General features: G+C 68.0%; 16 protein-coding genes. 12 read left to right on the top strand and 4 right to left on the bottom strand.

The annotated features are described in order from the left end of the window. Window positions 1–10: 10 nt before the first annotated feature. From ACFO27_RS10150 to ACFO27_RS10135, 4 genes are all read right to left on the bottom strand, one after another. Window positions 11–772, bottom strand: coding sequence for a lipoyl protein ligase domain-containing protein (locus tag ACFO27_RS10150; protein ID WP_376817223.1), 762 nt, complete (start codon window positions 770–772; stop codon window positions 11–13). A gap of 5 nt (window positions 773–777) precedes the next feature. Then, entirely contained in the window at window positions 778–1,248 is a 471-nt protein-coding gene (locus ACFO27_RS10145; RefSeq protein ID WP_376817222.1) for a TM2 domain-containing protein, read from the bottom strand. A gap of 106 nt (window positions 1,249–1,354) precedes the next feature. Then, the gene (glpK, locus tag ACFO27_RS10140; RefSeq protein WP_376817221.1) at window positions 1,355–2,848 is read right to left on the bottom strand and encodes a glycerol kinase GlpK; all 1,494 of its coding nucleotides are present in this window, start codon (window positions 2,846–2,848) and stop codon (window positions 1,355–1,357) included. Between the two features lie 10 nt (window positions 2,849–2,858). Beyond that, entirely contained in the window at window positions 2,859–3,623 is a 765-nt protein-coding gene (locus ACFO27_RS10135; protein ID WP_323026063.1) for a DeoR/GlpR family DNA-binding transcription regulator, read from the bottom strand. Between the two features lie 132 nt (window positions 3,624–3,755). Here ACFO27_RS10135 and ACFO27_RS10130 point away from each other — a divergent pair, with 132 nt between their 5' ends. From ACFO27_RS10130 to ACFO27_RS10075, 12 genes are all read left to right on the top strand, one after another. After that, window positions 3,756–4,829 (top strand): ABC transporter ATP-binding protein, encoded by a 1,074-nt coding sequence (locus tag ACFO27_RS10130; RefSeq protein ID WP_376817220.1) that lies wholly within the window; start codon window positions 3,756–3,758, stop codon window positions 4,827–4,829. 1 nt (window position 4,830) lies between these two features. Continuing rightward, window positions 4,831–5,910 carry an ABC transporter ATP-binding protein gene (locus ACFO27_RS10125; RefSeq protein ID WP_376817219.1) on the top strand — a complete coding sequence of 360 codons (1,080 nt, stop codon included), beginning with the start codon at window positions 4,831–4,833 and terminating at the stop codon, window positions 5,908–5,910. Continuing rightward, window positions 5,907–6,800 carry a carbohydrate ABC transporter permease gene (locus ACFO27_RS10120; protein WP_376817218.1) on the top strand — a complete coding sequence of 298 codons (894 nt, stop codon included), beginning with the start codon at window positions 5,907–5,909 and terminating at the stop codon, window positions 6,798–6,800. The genes ACFO27_RS10125 and ACFO27_RS10120 overlap by 4 nt, the downstream gene beginning before the upstream one ends. Beyond that, a complete protein-coding gene (locus tag ACFO27_RS10115) occupies window positions 6,793–7,611 on the top strand; it encodes a carbohydrate ABC transporter permease (RefSeq protein WP_376817217.1) in 819 nt (272 codons plus the stop codon). The genes ACFO27_RS10120 and ACFO27_RS10115 overlap by 8 nt, the downstream gene beginning before the upstream one ends. Window positions 7,612–7,626: 15 nt before the next feature. Continuing rightward, complete coding sequence (locus tag ACFO27_RS10110) at window positions 7,627–7,935, top strand: DUF2160 domain-containing protein (protein WP_376817216.1); 309 nt, start codon at window positions 7,627–7,629, stop codon at window positions 7,933–7,935. A 200-nt stretch (window positions 7,936–8,135) separates the two neighbouring features. Then, window positions 8,136–9,869 (top strand): ABC transporter substrate-binding protein, encoded by a 1,734-nt coding sequence (locus ACFO27_RS10105; protein ID WP_376817274.1) that lies wholly within the window; start codon window positions 8,136–8,138, stop codon window positions 9,867–9,869. Between the two features lie 14 nt (window positions 9,870–9,883). Next, window positions 9,884–11,569 carry a glycerol-3-phosphate dehydrogenase/oxidase gene (locus ACFO27_RS10100; RefSeq protein WP_376817215.1) on the top strand — a complete coding sequence of 562 codons (1,686 nt, stop codon included), beginning with the start codon at window positions 9,884–9,886 and terminating at the stop codon, window positions 11,567–11,569. 416 nt (window positions 11,570–11,985) lie between these two features. Next, window positions 11,986–12,306 carry a flagellar transcriptional regulator FlhD gene (flhD, locus tag ACFO27_RS10095; RefSeq protein ID WP_376817214.1) on the top strand — a complete coding sequence of 107 codons (321 nt, stop codon included), beginning with the start codon at window positions 11,986–11,988 and terminating at the stop codon, window positions 12,304–12,306. Window positions 12,307–12,309: 3 nt separating this feature from the next. Continuing rightward, a complete protein-coding gene (flhC, locus tag ACFO27_RS10090; protein ID WP_376817213.1) occupies window positions 12,310–12,873 on the top strand; it encodes a flagellar transcriptional regulator FlhC in 564 nt (187 codons plus the stop codon). Window positions 12,874–12,970: 97 nt separating this feature from the next. Beyond that, window positions 12,971–13,843, top strand: coding sequence for a flagellar motor stator protein MotA (motA, locus tag ACFO27_RS10085; protein ID WP_376817212.1), 873 nt, complete (start codon window positions 12,971–12,973; stop codon window positions 13,841–13,843). A 19-nt stretch (window positions 13,844–13,862) separates the two neighbouring features. Next, the gene (motB, locus tag ACFO27_RS10080; protein ID WP_376817211.1) at window positions 13,863–14,993 is read left to right on the top strand and encodes a flagellar motor protein MotB; all 1,131 of its coding nucleotides are present in this window, start codon (window positions 13,863–13,865) and stop codon (window positions 14,991–14,993) included. A gap of 9 nt (window positions 14,994–15,002) precedes the next feature. Next, window positions 15,003–15,811 (top strand): Hpt domain-containing protein (locus tag ACFO27_RS10075; protein WP_376817210.1); only part of this gene is annotated, 809 nt, incomplete at its 3' end.

The following is a 15,811-nucleotide window of genomic DNA, read 5'->3' as shown; positions in this document are numbered from 1 at the left end:
GGGGTCGGGCTCATGGTTCGGGTCTCGGTCGGACCGGCGCGGTGGCCGGCAACGGTGGTCGGGTCCGCAGGGTTTCTTGCAGCCGCGCCTTCAGGGCGGCCGGGAAGTCCGGGCGTTCGGCCGGCGGCAGCAGGCGGTCCAGCGTCGCGATCCGCGCCGCGTCGTAGCGGCGGGCCGAGCCCAGCGCCGTTTCCAGCGCATTGGCGCGCGCCGTCAGTTCGGCGGGATTGCATTGCGCCAGGATCAGGGCGTGGACGAGCCCCACATGGCGGTCGGGCGCGTGGCCCGGGATGCGCCGCCAGACCTGCGCGGTGCCGGCGATCTTGCGGGCGGGCGACGGCACGGCCAGATTGTACCGGCCGTCGCAGAACGAGCCTTCCACCGCTTGCGCCCGGGTCTCGATGCCGAAGGCGGCCAGCGCCTCTCCGATCAGCGTGCACAGGTGCCGGTAGAGGGCCTCGGAATGATCGAGCGGCCGGCCGGCGAATGCCTGCGCCAGGCTCAGGTTCAGGATGCCCGGCCCCTGGGGCACCACGCCGCCGCCCGATTGCCGCACGTGGATGGGACAGCCCCGCGCGGCGAAGTCGGCCCGCACCGCCGCGAATCCCGGGCGGGCCGCGTAGGTGCGCGGCACCACCAGCCCCGGGGCCGTTTGCCAGAGACAGGCGACCGGCTCCCGGGCGGCCGGGGCCAGCAGGATCTCGTCGGCCAGCGGGCCGGCGTCGGGGGCGGCGTCCAGCAGGCGGTACGCGGCGGGGCGGGGGTCCGGCATGGCCTTCAGGACAGCTGGGTCGCGGCGAAGGTGTCGTCGTCCATGAACAGGTAGCGGATCGCGTCGATCAGGCCCACCACGACGGCCAGGGGCATGAAGATCCAGCAGAGGACCAGCAGGCCCAGGCCCCAGCCGACCTGGCCGAGGTAGAAGCGGTGCGCGCCCAGCCAGCCCAGGAAGAGCGCCAGCACGATGGCGATCTTGCGCTGGCCGGCCGGGCGGCCCAGGGCTTCGCCGCGCGAGCGCAGGATCCACAGGCTGGCGGGGATGGTCAGGGCGATGGCCAGCAGGACCCTTCCGGTGTGGGCGCGCAGGTAGTCCGCCGCGGCGAGGTACAGGTCGCCGAAATTGCGGATCAGCACGCCCGTCAGGGACGAGATCCAGGCAAAGACTTCGCGGAAGACGGTTTCCCCGAAGCTCAGGGCGAGCAGGATGACGAGGAAGATCGCCACGACCAGGATCAGTTTCTTCAGCATGGGGGTCCTGTGCTTGTGGGGTCCGCGCGGCGGCCGTGCGGACGGCAAGCCCCATTCTATCCGGGATGGCCGGGATCGCGGGCGGTCCGGCGCCCGTCCGCGCGCCTCAGCGCGCGCAGGCCTGGCGGATCGCGTGGTCCCAGCCGGCCAGCCTTCGGGCCGCCTCGTCGCGCGGCATGGCCGGCTCGAAGCGCCGTTCGACGCGCCACAGCGATTCCAGTTCCCCCAGGTCGGCGTAGACGCCCGCCTGCAGGCCGGCCAGGAAGGCCGCTCCCAGCGCCGTGGTTTCCACCATGGTGGGGCGCAGCACGGGGATGCCCAGCAGGTCCGCCTGGAACTGCATCAGCAGGTCGTTGACGCAGGCGCCGCCGTCCACGCGCAGTTCCCGCAGCGGCGCGGCGCCGGCCGCCTGGGCGTCGCGGCTCATGGCCTGCAGCAGGGCGGCGCTCTGGTAGGCGATGCTTTCCAGGGCGGCCCGGGCGATGTGGGCCATGGTGGTGCCGCGCGTCAGGCCGGTGATGGTGCCGCGCGCCTCGGGATCCCACCAGGGTGCGCCCAGGCCGGTGAAGGCGGGCACGAACATCACGCCGCCCGAGTCCGGCACGCTGCGGGACAGCTCCTCGATGTCGCTGCTGCGCACGAAGGCGCGCAGGCCGTCGCGCAGCCACTGGACCACGGCGCCGCCCACGAACACGCTGCCTTCCAGAGCGTAGGCGGGCCGGGTGTCGGGCTGCGCCGCGCTGGTCGTCACCAGGCCGTTGCCGGACACCTGGAAGCGCTCGCCCGTATGCATCAGCATGAAGCAGCCTGTGCCGTAGGTGTTCTTGGCCATGCCGGGGCGGAAGCACGCCTGGCCGAACAGGGCGCTCTGCTGGTCGCCGGCCACGCCGCAGATCGGCACCGCATGGCCCAGCAGGTCCGGGTCGGCGGCGCCGTAGTCGGCCGAGGAGGGCAGGATTTCCGGCATCATGCGGGCCGGCACGTCCAGCCGGTCCAGCAGGTCCGGGTCCCAGGCGTTGCGGTGCACGTCCATCAGCATGGTGCGCGCCGCGTTGCTGACGTCGGTCAGGTGGCGCCGGCCGCCGGTCAGCTTCCAGATCAGCCAGCTGTCGATGGTGCCGAACAGCAGTTCCCCCGCCAGGGCGCGGGCGCGCGCGCCGGGCACGTGGTCCAGGATCCATTTCAGCTTGGTGGCCGAGAAATAGGCGTCGATGCGCAGCCCGGTGCGGTTCAGGATCTCGGGCTCCAGGCCTTGCGCGCGCAGGTCGGCGCAGGTCGGTTCGGCGCGGCGGTCCTGCCAGACGATCGCCGGGTGGACGGGCTCTCCCGTGCGGCGGTCCCAGACCACCGTGGTCTCGCGCTGGTTGGTGATGCCGATGGCGCGGATGTCGCGCGCGGCGACGCCCGCCCGGTGGATGGCCTCGCCCATGGTGTCGCGCTGCGTCTGCCAGATTTCCAGCGGATCGTGCTCGACCCAGCCGGGCCGGGGATAGTACTGGGTGAATTCCCGCTGCGCCAGGCCCACGATGCGGCCCTGGCGGTCGAAGACGATGCTGCGAGTGCTGGAAGTGCCCTGGTCCAGGGCGAGCAGGTAGGTCATGGCTGGGGTCCTAAGGGGCGATGACGCAGTCCACGCCGGCCGCCTTGAGCAGGCCGGGGAAGGGGTCCGGGGGGCGGGCGTTGGTGAACAGGCGGCCGATCTGGGACAGTTCCCCCAGGCGGACCATGGCCGGCCGGTGGAACTTGCTGGTATCGGCGGCCATCCAGACTTCCCGGGCCGACTGCATGATGGCCTGGGACACCTTCACCTCGCGGAAATCGTAGTCGCGCAGCGTGCCGTCGGCCTCGATGCCCGAAATGCCCATCAGGGCGATGTCGGCGCGGAACTGGCGGATGAATTCCACCGTGGCCTCCCCCACGATGCCCAGGTCGCGGGAACGCACGCTGCCGCCGGCCAGGATGACTTCGCAGCCCGGCTGCTGGCCCAGCGTGCAGGCGACGTTGACGTTGTTGGTGATGACGCGCAGTCCCGTGTGGCCGGACAGGGCCCGCGCGATCGCCTCCGTGGTGGTGCCGATGTTGATCAGCAGCGAACAGTCGTTGGGGATCTCGCGGGCGATGGCGCGGGCGATGCGTTCCTTTTCGGCGGCGTGCAGCTGGGCACGCTGGCGGTAGGCGATGTTCTCGATGGTCGAATTGGGCAGCCGGACTCCGCCGTGGAAGCGGACCAGCAGGTTGGCCTCGGCGAGGCGCTGGACGTCGCGGCGGACGGTCTGGACCGTGACGTCCAGGTCGCCGGCCAGGGTTTCCAGGCTGCAGGAGCCCGTGCCCTGCAGGCGATTGAGCAGCTTGATCTGGCGGGGGTTGGGGTGCATGGGATCGGCCTTCGTCATGACCGGCACACTGTACAGCGAAAGGAAAAGAAAGAATCTTAGGGTTTGTATGGACGGCAAAAAGAGTAAAAACGAACAATAATTCACAAAAAGGAACTTCTGGAGTAAGGGCCCATGCAACTCAAGCTGGCTCGCGTCGGCAAGAAGGTCGGCGCCGAAACCTGGCTCCACCCCCTGGACCTGGCGCCGCGGGAATCCGCCGTCACGGTCCTGCTCGGGGTGACCCGCGCCGGCAAGACCAGCCTGATGCGGCTGATGGCCGGCCTGGACGCGCCCACCACCGGCCGGGTCCTGGTCGACGACGTCGACGTCACCGGGCTGCCGGTGCGCCGCCGCAATGTCGCCATGGTGTATCAGCAGTTCATCAATTACCCGTCCATGACGGTCGCCGGCAACATCGCCTCGCCCCTGCGGCTGCGCGGCGAGGCCGACGTCATGGTCCGGGTGCGCGAAATCGCGCGCGCCCTGCACATCGACGAATTCCTGGACCGCCTGCCGTCCGAACTGTCCGGCGGCCAGCAGCAGCGGGTCGCCCTGGCGCGCGCCCTGGCCAAGGACGCGCCCCTGATGCTGCTGGACGAACCGCTGGTCAACCTGGACTACAAGCTGCGCGAGGAACTGCGCGAAGAACTCGGCGCCCTGTTCGACCGGGGCCGCTCCACCGTCGTCTACGCCACGACCGAGCCGGGCGAGGCGCTGCTGCTCGGCGGCTACACGGCCGTGCTGGATCAGGGCGAACTGCTGCAGTACGGCCCGACGCTGGACGTGTTCCGGCGGCCCGCGTCGATCCGGGTGGCGCGCGCCTTCAGCGATCCGCCCATGAACTTCCTGGCGGCCCGCGCCGGGCGCGCGGCGGTCAGCCTGCGGGCGCTGGCCGACGTGAACCTGCCGGCCGGCCAGGACGTGCCCGACGGCGACGTGACCGTCGGGCTGCGCGCGGCCGACCTGTCGCTCGTCGACCAGGGCGGCGACTGCCGGATTCCGGGGCGGGTCCAGCTCGCCGAAATCTCCGGCTCCGCCACCTACGTCCACGCCGAAACGCCCGTCGGCAATCTGGTGGCCCAGGTGCCGGGCGTCCGGCACCACGACCTGGGCGAAGCCGTCACGCTGCATTTCTCCAGCCGCCGGGCCTATGTGTTCGGGCCGGACGAATCCCTGCTGCGGGCGCCCCTGGCGCGGGAGGCCTGACATGGCGCGCATCGAACTCCAGCTGGCGCACAGCTACGCGCGCATCGTCCGTTCCGACGCCGATTATGCGCTGCTGCCGCTGGACATCGTCTTCGAGGACGGCGGGGCCTACGCCCTGCTGGGGCCGTCGGGCTGCGGCAAGACCACCATGCTCAACATCATCTCGGGCCTGGTCGCGCCGTCGCACGGCGCCATCCGCTTCGACGGCGTGGACCGCACCCGCGCCTCGCCCCAGGAGCGCAACATCGCCCAGGTGTTCCAGTTCCCCGTCATCTACGACACCATGACGGTGGGCGAGAACCTGGCGTTTCCCCTGCGCAACCGCAAGGTGCCGGAAGACCGGATCCGCGAGCGCGTCGGCCGCATCGCCGAAATGCTCGACTTGTCCGCCCAGCTCGACCAGCGCGCGGCCAATCTGGCGGCCGACGCCAAGCAGAAGATTTCCCTGGGACGCGGGCTGGTGCGCGCGGACGTGTCCGCGGTGCTGTTCGACGAGCCGCTGACGGTGATCGATCCCCACCTGAAGTGGGAACTGCGCCGCAAGCTCAAGCAGATCCATCACGAACTGGGCCTGACGCTGATCTACGTCACCCACGACCAGGTCGAGGCCATGACCTTCGCCGACCAGGTCCTGGTGATGGCGCGCGGCCGCGTGGTCCAGCAGGGCACTCCCGAGGAACTGTTCGAACGCCCGCGCCACACCTTCGTGGGCCATTTCATCGGTTCGCCCGGCATGAACCTGCTGCCGGTCGAGGCGCGCGCGGACGGCGCGCTCTGGCTGGGCGAACAGCGCATCGGCCACCCCGGCGCCCTGGCGCTGCCGGCCGGAGCCCTGACCCTCGGGATCCGGCCCGAATACCTGCGCCTCTCGTCCGAGGGCGGCGCCGACACCGTGCCGGCCATGGTGACCCAGGTGCGTCACGTGGGCACCGGCCAGCTGCTCAGCGCCCGGGTCGGCGGCCGGGAAGTGAAGGCCCATCTGCCGGCCGAGGCCGAGCCGCCCGCCGAAGGCGCGGTCGTGCACCTGGCCCTGATCGGTCCCCATACCCGCTACTACCGCAACGAGGAGCTCGTCGGATGAGTGCGATCGCCAAGCCCGTCAACCAAAAAGCCTGGTGGCTGATCCTGCCGGTGATCCTGTGCGTGGCGTTCTCGGCCATCATTCCGCTGATGACCGTGGTCAACTACTCCGTCCAGGACATCCTTTCGCCGGACAACGCGGTGTTCGTCGGCACGGAATGGTTCACCAGCATCATGCGCGACGAGGACCTGCACGCCGCGCTGTGGCGGCAGCTGCTGTTCTCCGGCGCGGTGCTGGCCATCGAGATCCCCCTCGGGGTGGCGCTGGCCCTGTCCATGCCGGCGCGCAGCTGGCGCGCCTCGGCCGTGCTGGTGATCGTCTCCCTGTCGCTGCTGATCCCCTGGAACGTGGTGGGCACGATCTGGCAGATCTTCGGCCGCACGGACATCGGCCTGTTCGGCTGGACGCTGGCCAGCCTGGGGCTGGACTACAGCTACGTCGGCAACCCGGTCCATGCCTGGCTGACCGTGCTGCTGATGGACGTCTGGCACTGGACGCCGCTGGTGGCGCTGCTCGCCTATGCCGGCCTGCAGTCCATCCCCGAGGCCTACTACCAGGCCGCCAGCATCGACGGCGCCAGCAAATGGGCCGTGTTCCGCTACATCCAGCTGCCCAAGATGCGCGGCGTGCTGATGATCGCCGTGCTGCTGCGCTTCATGGACAGCTTCATGATCTACACCGAGCCCTTCGTGCTGACCGGCGGCGGTCCGGGCAATTCCACTACCTTCCTCAGCCAGTACCTGACGCAGAAGGCCATCGGCCAGTTCGACATGGGGCCCGCGGCCGCCTTCTCCCTGATCTATTTCCTCATCATCCTGATGTTCTGCTTCGTCCTGTACAACTGGATGCTGCGCGTCGGCACCCGGGATTCGGAGGCCGCCCATGACTGACCGCTCGTTCCTGCCGCGCAAGCGCACCGTCTTCCTGATCCTGTACCTGGCGTTCGCCCTGCTCCCCATCTATTGGATGGTGGTCATGAGCTTCAAGACCAATCAGGGCATCCTGTCCGAATTTTCGCTGTTTCCCCGCGAATTCACGCTGGACAACTACCGGCTGATCCTGACCGACCCGTCCTGGTACATGGGCTACGTCAACAGCCTGATCTACGTCTGCATGAACATGGTCATGGCGATCGCCGTGGCCCTGCCGGCGGCCTACGCCTTCTCGCGCTATTCCTTCCTGGGCGACAAGCACGTGTTCTTCTGGCTGCTGACCAACCGCATGACGCCGCCCGCCGTGTTCCTGCTGCCGTTCTTCCAGCTCTACACCACCCTGGGGCTGATGGACACGCACTGGGCCGTGGCGCTGGCGCACCTGCTGTTCAACGTGCCGCTGGCCGTCTGGATCCTGGAAGGCTTCATGAGCGGCATCCCCCGGGAAATCGACGAGACCGCCTATATAGACGGCTACAGCTTCCCGCGCTTCTTCCTGACGATCTTCCTGCCGCTGATCAAGTCGGGGGTGGGGGTGGCGGCCTTTTTCTGCTTCATGTTCAGCTGGGTGGAACTGCTGCTGGCGCGCACACTGACCAGCGTCGACGCCAAGCCCATCGTGGCCATCATGACCCGCACGGTCTCGGCCTCGGGCATGGACTGGGCCACCCTCGCGGCGGCCGGCTCGCTCACCATCGTGCCGGGCGCCATCGTCATCTGGTTCGTGCGCCACTACATCGCGAAGGGCTTCGCGATGGGCCGGGTCTGAAAGGAGCGCCACGCCATGTTCGACTGGATGGTCTGGACCACCCCCACCGCCGTGTTCTTCGTCTGCATCGCGCTGATGCTGGCCGTCATGACGGTCTGGGAAATCCGCTCGCCCACCGTGCTGCGCAAGGGCTTCCTGCCCATGGCGACCACGCGCGGCGACCGCCTGTTCATCGGCCTGCTGGTGGCCGCCTACATCAACCTGGCCTTCCTCGGCCTGGGCGAAACCTTCATGGACTGGTTCGCCCTGGACGAGGAACCCTCCGTCTGGATCAGCTTCGTCCTGTCCATGGGGGTGCTGACATTGATCATGAGGAAGGGATGAGCCCGGACCGATGACAGTCCCCTGCGGACTGTCATCGGCCTGGCGAATCGGAGCCGCCTGCAGGCGGCGACGTGGAGAGATGCCACGGTTGGAGAAGTCGAGCCGCCTGCAGGCGGCGACGTGGAGAGATTTCCGGCGCGGCCTATTTCCCCGGGCGGCGCCGGCCGGCAGGGCAGGGGAGCACAACAGAGGAGAACATGATGAGATTCCGCCACACCGCCTTGGCGCTGGCCGTCGCTTGCGCCCTGGGAGGCCAGGCCGCCTGGGCCGGCACCGCCGAGGCGCAGAAATGGGTCGACAACGAATTCCAGCCGTCCACGCTGAGCAAGGACCAGCAGATGGCCGAAATGCAGTGGTTCATCGACGCCGCCGCCAAGCTCAAGGCCAAGGGGGTCAATGAAATCAACGTGGTGTCCGAGACCATCACCACCCACGAATACGAATCCAAGGTCCTGGCCAAGGCCTTCGAGGAAATCACCGGGATCAAGGTCAACCACGACCTGATCCAGGAAGGCGACGTGGTCGAGAAGCTGCAGACCTCCATGCTGTCGGGCAAGTCCATCTACGACGGCTGGATTTCCGATTCCGACCTGATCGGCATGCACTACCGCTATGGCGAGGTCCTGTCGCTCACCGACTACATGGAAGGCGCCGGCAAGGAATACACCAATCCGGGTCTGGACCTGAAGGACTTCATCGGCACGTCCTTCACCACCGCGCCGGACGGCAAGATGTACCAGCTGCCCGACCAGCAGTTCGCCAACCTGTACTGGTTCCGCTACGACCTGTTCAACCGCCCCGACCTGAAGGAAAAGTTCAAGGCCAAGTACGGCTACGAACTGGGCGTGCCGGTCACCTGGACCGCCTACGAGGACATCGCCAAGTTCTTCTCCGAGGACGTCAAGACCCTGGACGGCAAGCCCATCTACGGCCACATGGACTATGGCAAGAAGGATCCGTCCCTGGGCTGGCGCTTCACCGACGCCTGGCTGTCGATGGCCGGCGCGGCCGACAAGGGCACCCCCAACGGCCTGCCGGTGGACGAATGGGGCATCCGCGTGGCCGACGACAAGTGCACGCCGGTGGGCGCGTCCGTGGCGCGCGGCGGGGCGACCAATTCTCCGGCCGCCGTCTACGCCCTGACCAAGTACATCGACTGGATGAAGCAGTACGCGCCCAAGGTGGCGCTGGGCATGACCTTCTCCGAAGCCGGCCCCGTGCCGGCCCAGGGCGAGATCGCCCAGCAGATCTTCTGGTACACCGCCTTCACGGCCGACATGACCAAGAAGGGCCTGCCGGTGGTCAACGAGGACGGCACGCCCAAGTGGCGCATGGCGCCGGCCCCGCACGGCCCCTACTGGAAGGACGGCATGCAGAACGGCTACCAGGACGTGGGCTCGTGGACCTTCTTCAAGAACCACAATCCGGACAAGGTCGCCGCCGCCTGGCTGTATGCCCAGTTCGTGACCGCCAAGACGACCTCGCTGAAGAAATCCATCGAGGGCCTGACCTTCATCCGCGACAGCGACATCCACAGCGACTACTTCACGAAGAACGCCAACAAGTACGGCGGCCTGATCGAGTTCTACCGCAGCCCGGCGCGCGTGGCCTGGACCCCGACCGGCACCAACGTGCCCGATTATCCGAAGCTGGCGCAACTGTGGTGGCGCAACGTGTCCCAGGCGATCGCCGGGGAAAAGACGCCGCAGCAGGCCATGGACAATCTGGCCAATGAGATGGACAAGGTCATGTCCCGCCTGGAACGCGCCGGCATGAAGCGCTGCGCGCCGAAGCTCAATGAAAAGAGCGATCCGGCCAAGTGGCTCAGCGACGAGCACGCCCCGTGGAAGAAGCTCGCCAACGAGAATCCGAAGCCGGAAACCGTGTCGTACGATTCGCTGCTGCAGGCCTGGAAGGAAGGCCGCGTCCGTTGAGGGGAGTGTGAAAGATGTCCCAGACCGCTGTTCCGCCGCCCGTCACGACGGATCGTGATCGATTGCTGTACGACCTCGAGGCCTTGTCCGAGGTGGATCTGATCGTCGTCGGCGGCGGCGCCAGCGGGCTGGGCGTCGCCCTGGACGCCCGGCTGCGGGGCCTGTCGGTCCTGCTGCTGGAATCCCACGATTTCGCCGGCGGCACCTCCTCGCGCGCGACCAAGCTCGTGCACGGCGGGGTCCGCTACCTGGCCCAGGGCAACATCGGCCTGGTGCGCGAGGCCCTGCACGAACGCCGGGCGCTGCTGAACAACGCGCCGCACCTGGCCCAGCCCCTGGCCTTCGTCATGCCGGCCTACCGGCCCTGGGAGGTGCCATTCTACGGCACCGGCCTGAAGATCTACGACGCCCTGGCCGGCTCCGCCAGCCTGGGCCGCACCGAATGGCTGGGGCGCGCCCGCACGGCGGCCCAGTTGCCGGGCCTCAACACGGCCGGCCTGTTCGGCGGTGTCAAATATTGGGACGGCCAGTTCGACGACGCCCGGCTGGCCCTGGTCCTGGCCCGCACGGCGGCGGCCCAGGGGGCCCTGGTGCTGAATTATTGCCCCGTCGTCGACGTGCTGCATGAAAACGGCCGCGTCGGCGGCGTGCGCTGGCGCGACGCCCTGGATCCCGGCGGGCGCCGCGCGGGCACGGTCCGCGCCCGCTGCGTCATCAACGCCACCGGCGTCTGGGTCGACGACCTGCGCCGCCTGGACGATGCCGCCCGGGGCCAGGACACGGCTCCCATGGTGGCGCCCAGCCAGGGGGTGCACCTGGTGGTCGACCGGTCCTTCATGCCGTCCGCCGAAGCCCTGCTGGTCCCGCGTACCCGCGACGGCCGGGTGCTGTTCGCCGTGCCCTGGCTGGGGCACCTGATCCTGGGGACCACCGACACGCCGCGCGACGCCGTGGCCCGCGAGCCCCGGGCGCTGCCCGAGGAGATCGCCTTCATCCTGAACGAATCGGCCCACGTGCTGGCGCGCGCGCCCCGCGCCGGGGACGTGCTCAGCGTCTGGGTCGGGCTGCGCCCCCTGGTGCGGCCCGCGCACGAGGATGAGGCTGGACATGGAGCAGTCCGCAGGGACTGCTCCATGCCTGACGAATCCGAGCCGCTTGCGAGCGGCAAGGCGGGGGGCGGCACCAAGACCATCAGCCGCGAGCACACCGTCCGGGTCAGCCCGTCGGGGCTGGTGACCGTGACCGGGGGCAAGTGGACCACCTACCGCTCCATGGCCGAGGACGTCCTGCGCCATTGCCAGGGGGCGGGGCTGCTGCGGGCCCTGCCGCCTTGCCGCACGGCCCGCTTTCCGCTGCTGGGCGCGCCTTCGCCCGGCACGCCGGCCACCCGCCTGACGGAGCCGCCCGGACTGCACGTCTACGGCACCGAAGCCGCCGATGTCCAGGCGCTGCCCGGGGCCGGCACCGGCCTGGGCCTGGGGCTGACCGAGGCCATGGTCCGCCACGCCGCGCGCCGCGAATATGCCCGTACCGTCGAGGACGTGCTGGCCCGGCGCCACCGGATGCTGTTTTTGCATGCGGACCGGGCGATCCAGGCGGCGCCCGCCGTTTCCCGCATCCTGGCCGAGGAAATCGGCTCGGACGGCGATCCGGAGGCCTTCCTGGCCCTGGCCGAACAATATCGGCGCGTCCCGGTCTGATCGCGGGCTGGACGCGGCTCTCGTCGGCGCGGACCCGCGGTGGAAGGGCGTTCATGGGGGATGCGGTATCCCGTCGACGCGGCAATCGGCTGCCGTGGATACATTGCGTTGCTTTTTGGTAACATTCATCAGGGTAAGCCATCATCTATTCATGGTTTACCCTGAACTGTTTTACATTTATAAACAAAAATTTCCTTTGTTAAATGTTAAGTAGCGTCAAAATTTGGGACAGTTAAGGCTATACTCACTACCGTTCATGTCAAATATGCATGGAAATGTATTTTTGATGTCTGGATTTAATTGTTATAGCTGGTAAATTGTGACAATTGATTCAGGTGCAGGCATCGCCGTCGGGCTTGCCTGTGACGAGGCCGGCTTCCGATCGCGGAATCCGGGAATAGCCAAAAAGGGATCCCATGTCCACTTTCGATTCCACGCTGTTGAACGACATCCGCGAGGTCAATCTGTCCTACCTGATGCTGGCCCAGCGCCTGCTGCGTGAGAACCTGGCCGCCGGCATGTTCCGGCTGGGTTTCGACGCCGATGTCGCGGAAATCGTCCTCAATCTCTCGCCGGCCCAGATCGTCCGGCTGGCCAGTTCGAATTCCGTGCTGTGCGCCTTCCGCCTGAACGACGCCCAGCTGCTCAATTCCCTGACGCACGAAGTGCTGGGCGGGGTGCTGCAGCAGGCGCACTCCACCATCCTGATGGCCCGGCAGGAAACCGTTTCCGCCTGAGCCATGTCCAGCAAGAGCGTTTCCCGCGAGGCGGACGATATCCTCCTCGCCACGGACATGATCCGTCTGGGCGCCCGCCTGCAGGTGCTGCAGGCGGAAACGTCCCTCAGCTACGACCGGCTGGCGCGCCTGTACCGCGAGGTCAAAGGCGCCTCGCCCCCCAAGGGCATGCTGCCGTTTTCGGTGGACTGGTTCATGACCTGGCTGCCGAACATTCATTCCAGCCTGTTCTACAACATCTACCGCTACATGGACACCTTCACCCCGGCGAAGAAATCGCAGGCGCTGGTGGAGGCCTATCGCCTGTACCTGGAGCAATCCTCGGTGGGCCTGCAGCCCGGCGAGGGCGGCGACGAGCCGGTGCTCAGCTTCACCCGCGCCTGGATGCTGGTGCGCTTCTTCGAAAGCGGGCTGGTGCAGCTGTCCGGCTGCCAGCAGTGCCAGGGCCTGTTCGTCGCCCACGCGCACGATCCCGAATCGGGATTCGTCTGCGCCATCTGCAAGCCGCCGCCCCGGGCGGGCAAGACCCGCGCACGCCGCCGGTCGGTGGCGCGCATGCCGGCCTGATTCGGGATTTGTGGACAAAAAGACCTGTTTAACCGTGCTTTTGAATGCAGGAAAACAGGGGATGATGGCGGTATTCTGACTCTCGAGGCGTGCGCACGTGTTTATCATCCTGGGATACCTGATCGTAGGGGCGGGGGTCTTTGTCAGTTTCGTCTTGATGGGCGGCCACATGGGCGCCCTGTACCAGCCCTTCGAGTTCACGCTGATCGGCGGCGCCGCGCTGGGCGCGTACGTCGCCTCCAGCAACGGCGCCTCGATCAAGCTGCTGATCGAGGCCGTTCCCAAGGCCCTCAAGCGCAATCCCTACGGCAAGCCGCTCTACATGGAGCTGCTGGCCCTGCTGTACACCCTGCTGAACAAGGCCCGGCGCGACGGGCTGATGTCGATCGAGTCCGACATCGAGGATCCCAAGGCCAGCGCCATCTTCACCCAGTATCCCCAGGTCCAGAAGGACGCCAAGCTGATGGAGTTCCTGACGGACTACCTGCGCATCATGATCAGCGGCAACATGAATTCCTTCGAGATCGAAACGCTGATGGACCAGGAAATCGAGGCCCTGCACAACGAGCACCACACCCCGGTCAACGCCGTGCGCGCCGTGGCCGACGGGCTGCCCGCCTTCGGGATCGTGGCCGCCGTGCTGGGCGTGGTCAAGGCCCTGGCGGCCGTCGACCAGCCGCCGGCCGTCCTGGCCGACCTGATTTCCAAGGCCATGGTGGGCACTTTCCTCGGCATCCTGCTGTCCTATGGCTTCTGCGCGCCGTTCGCCTCGGCGGTCGAGCGCCAGTCGGTGGCCTCGATCAAGGTGCTCGAGTGCATCAAGGTCACCCTGCTCGCCAGCATGAACGGCTACCCGCCGCCGCTGGCCGTCGAATTCGGCCGCAAGGTCCTGTTCTCGTCCGTCCGTCCCACGTTCTCCGAGCTCGAGGCTCACGTGCGGCAGACGAAGAGCCAGGCGGCGGGCCGCTGACGCGAGGGGGGCAGGGGGCATGGCCAAGCACGATACCGGCCGCGTCGTCGTCCGCCGCAAGCGGGCGTACGGCGAATCCCATCACGGGGGCAGCTGGAAGATCGCCTACGCGGACTTCATGACCGCGATGATGGCGTTCTTCCTGGTGATGTGGCTGCTGCTGCTGGTGCCCAAGAAAGACCTCCAGGCCATCGCCGAATACTTCCGCATGCCGCTGATGACGGCCGTCACGGGGGGAGAAAAAATGGACAGCAGCAAGTCCAAGATCCCCGGCGGCGATCCCAGCGTGATCCCCAACCAGTACCCCTTGCCCTCGGCCAATCCCGAAAACGACTCGGAATCGCAGGAAGACCAGGCCGACCAGGAAAGCCTGGAAAACCTGAAGGAAAAGCTCGACAACTTGATCGAGCACAACCCGGTGCTGCGGCAGTTCCGGCCCCAGCTGCTGCTGGACATGACGCCCGACGGCCTGCGGATCCAGATCCTGGACCAGCAGAACCGGCCGATGTTCACCACCGGCAGCGCGGTGGTGCAGACCTACATGCGCGACGTCCTGCGGGAACTCGCGCCCCTGATCAGCGAGCTGCCGAATCCGATCACGATCTCCGGTCATACCGACGCGCTGCGCTACGCGTCCGGGGACCGCAACTACAGCAACTGGGAACTGTCGGCGGACCGCGCCAACGCGGCGCGCCGCGAGCTGGTCGCGGGCGGCCTGGTCGAAAACAAGATCAAGCGCATCCTGGGGCTGGGCGACACCGTCGACCTGATCAAGGACGATCCCATGGCGGCCGTCAACCGCCGGATCAGCATCCTGGTGCTGAACCGCCGCGCCGAACGGCGCATCGACGAACAGAACGCCGCCGGCCAGGACGGCATGAAAATCCGCGAACGGCTGGAACTGCTCCGGCACCCCGCTCCCGACCAGGGCAGCGGCCCGGGGGGCGGCTCCGCGCCCCAGGCGAGTCCGGCGCCGGCCCCCGGGACCGGTCCCGCCGCCGCGCCGGCCGTCCCGCCGGCGCCCGCCGTTTCCGCGCCGGCCCCGGGCGCCGCCACGGGCCAGGGCGCCGCGACCGTATCCCCCCCAGCGGGGCAATCCACAGGCGCGCCGGCGGTTCCCCCGCCCGGCGCATCCGGCAATCAAGGGTGAGGATGGATCATGAGTGCAGGCGTGGACCTGAGTGAATTTTTCGACACGTTCTTCGACGAGGCCGACGAACTGCTGACCAACATGGAGCAGCAGCTGCTGAACCTCGACCTGGAACAGCCCGACCCCGACGTGCTCAACGGCATCTTCCGGGCCGCGCATTCGATCAAGGGCGGGGCGGGCACCTTCGGCTGCTTCGAGGAACTGGCCAAGACCACCCATCTGCTGGAAAACCTTCTGGACCTGATCCGCCATGGGGAAATGCCCCTGCGGCAGGATATGATCGACCTCTTTCTGGAAACCAAGGACGTGTTGACCGATCAAGTCGCCGCCTACCGCGGCTCGGGAAAGCCCGATCAGCAGGTCTACGAGCGCATCTGCGCCCAGTTGCGCCAGCTCGCCCTGGAACAGCAGCAAGGCGGGACGCCGGCCGCGGCCGCTCCCGCCCCCGCGGCGCCCGTCGCGCCCGCTCCGGCGGCCGCCGCCCCGGCGCCCCAGGCCGCCGCCGCGCCGGAGGCCGACCTGCCGGTCCGCATCCGGATCAGTCGCATCCAGGACAAGGACGTCGAACCCCTGGCCAATGAAATGGCCCTCATGGGCGAAATCCTGCATCGGGACCACAGCGGCGGCGACCTGTCGCTGTGGCTGCGGACCACCACCCCGGCCGCCGACCTCGAAGCCGTTTGCTGCTTCATCGTCAACGCCGACCAGGTCTCCGTCGCCCGCGAGGCCGTGCCGGGCGCCGCGCCCGCCGCCGAAGCGCCCGCGCCCGCCGCGCCCGTCGCGCCGCCCGCGGCGGAACCCGCCCCGGCCCCGGCTGC

The sequence above is a fragment of the Castellaniella denitrificans genome (assembly GCF_042653765.1).
Classification (GTDB): Bacteria; Pseudomonadota; Gammaproteobacteria; order Burkholderiales; family Burkholderiaceae_B; genus Castellaniella; species Castellaniella denitrificans.
The sequence above is the reverse complement of the archived record's forward strand: the minus strand, read 5'-3'. Positions and strand labels throughout refer to the sequence as shown.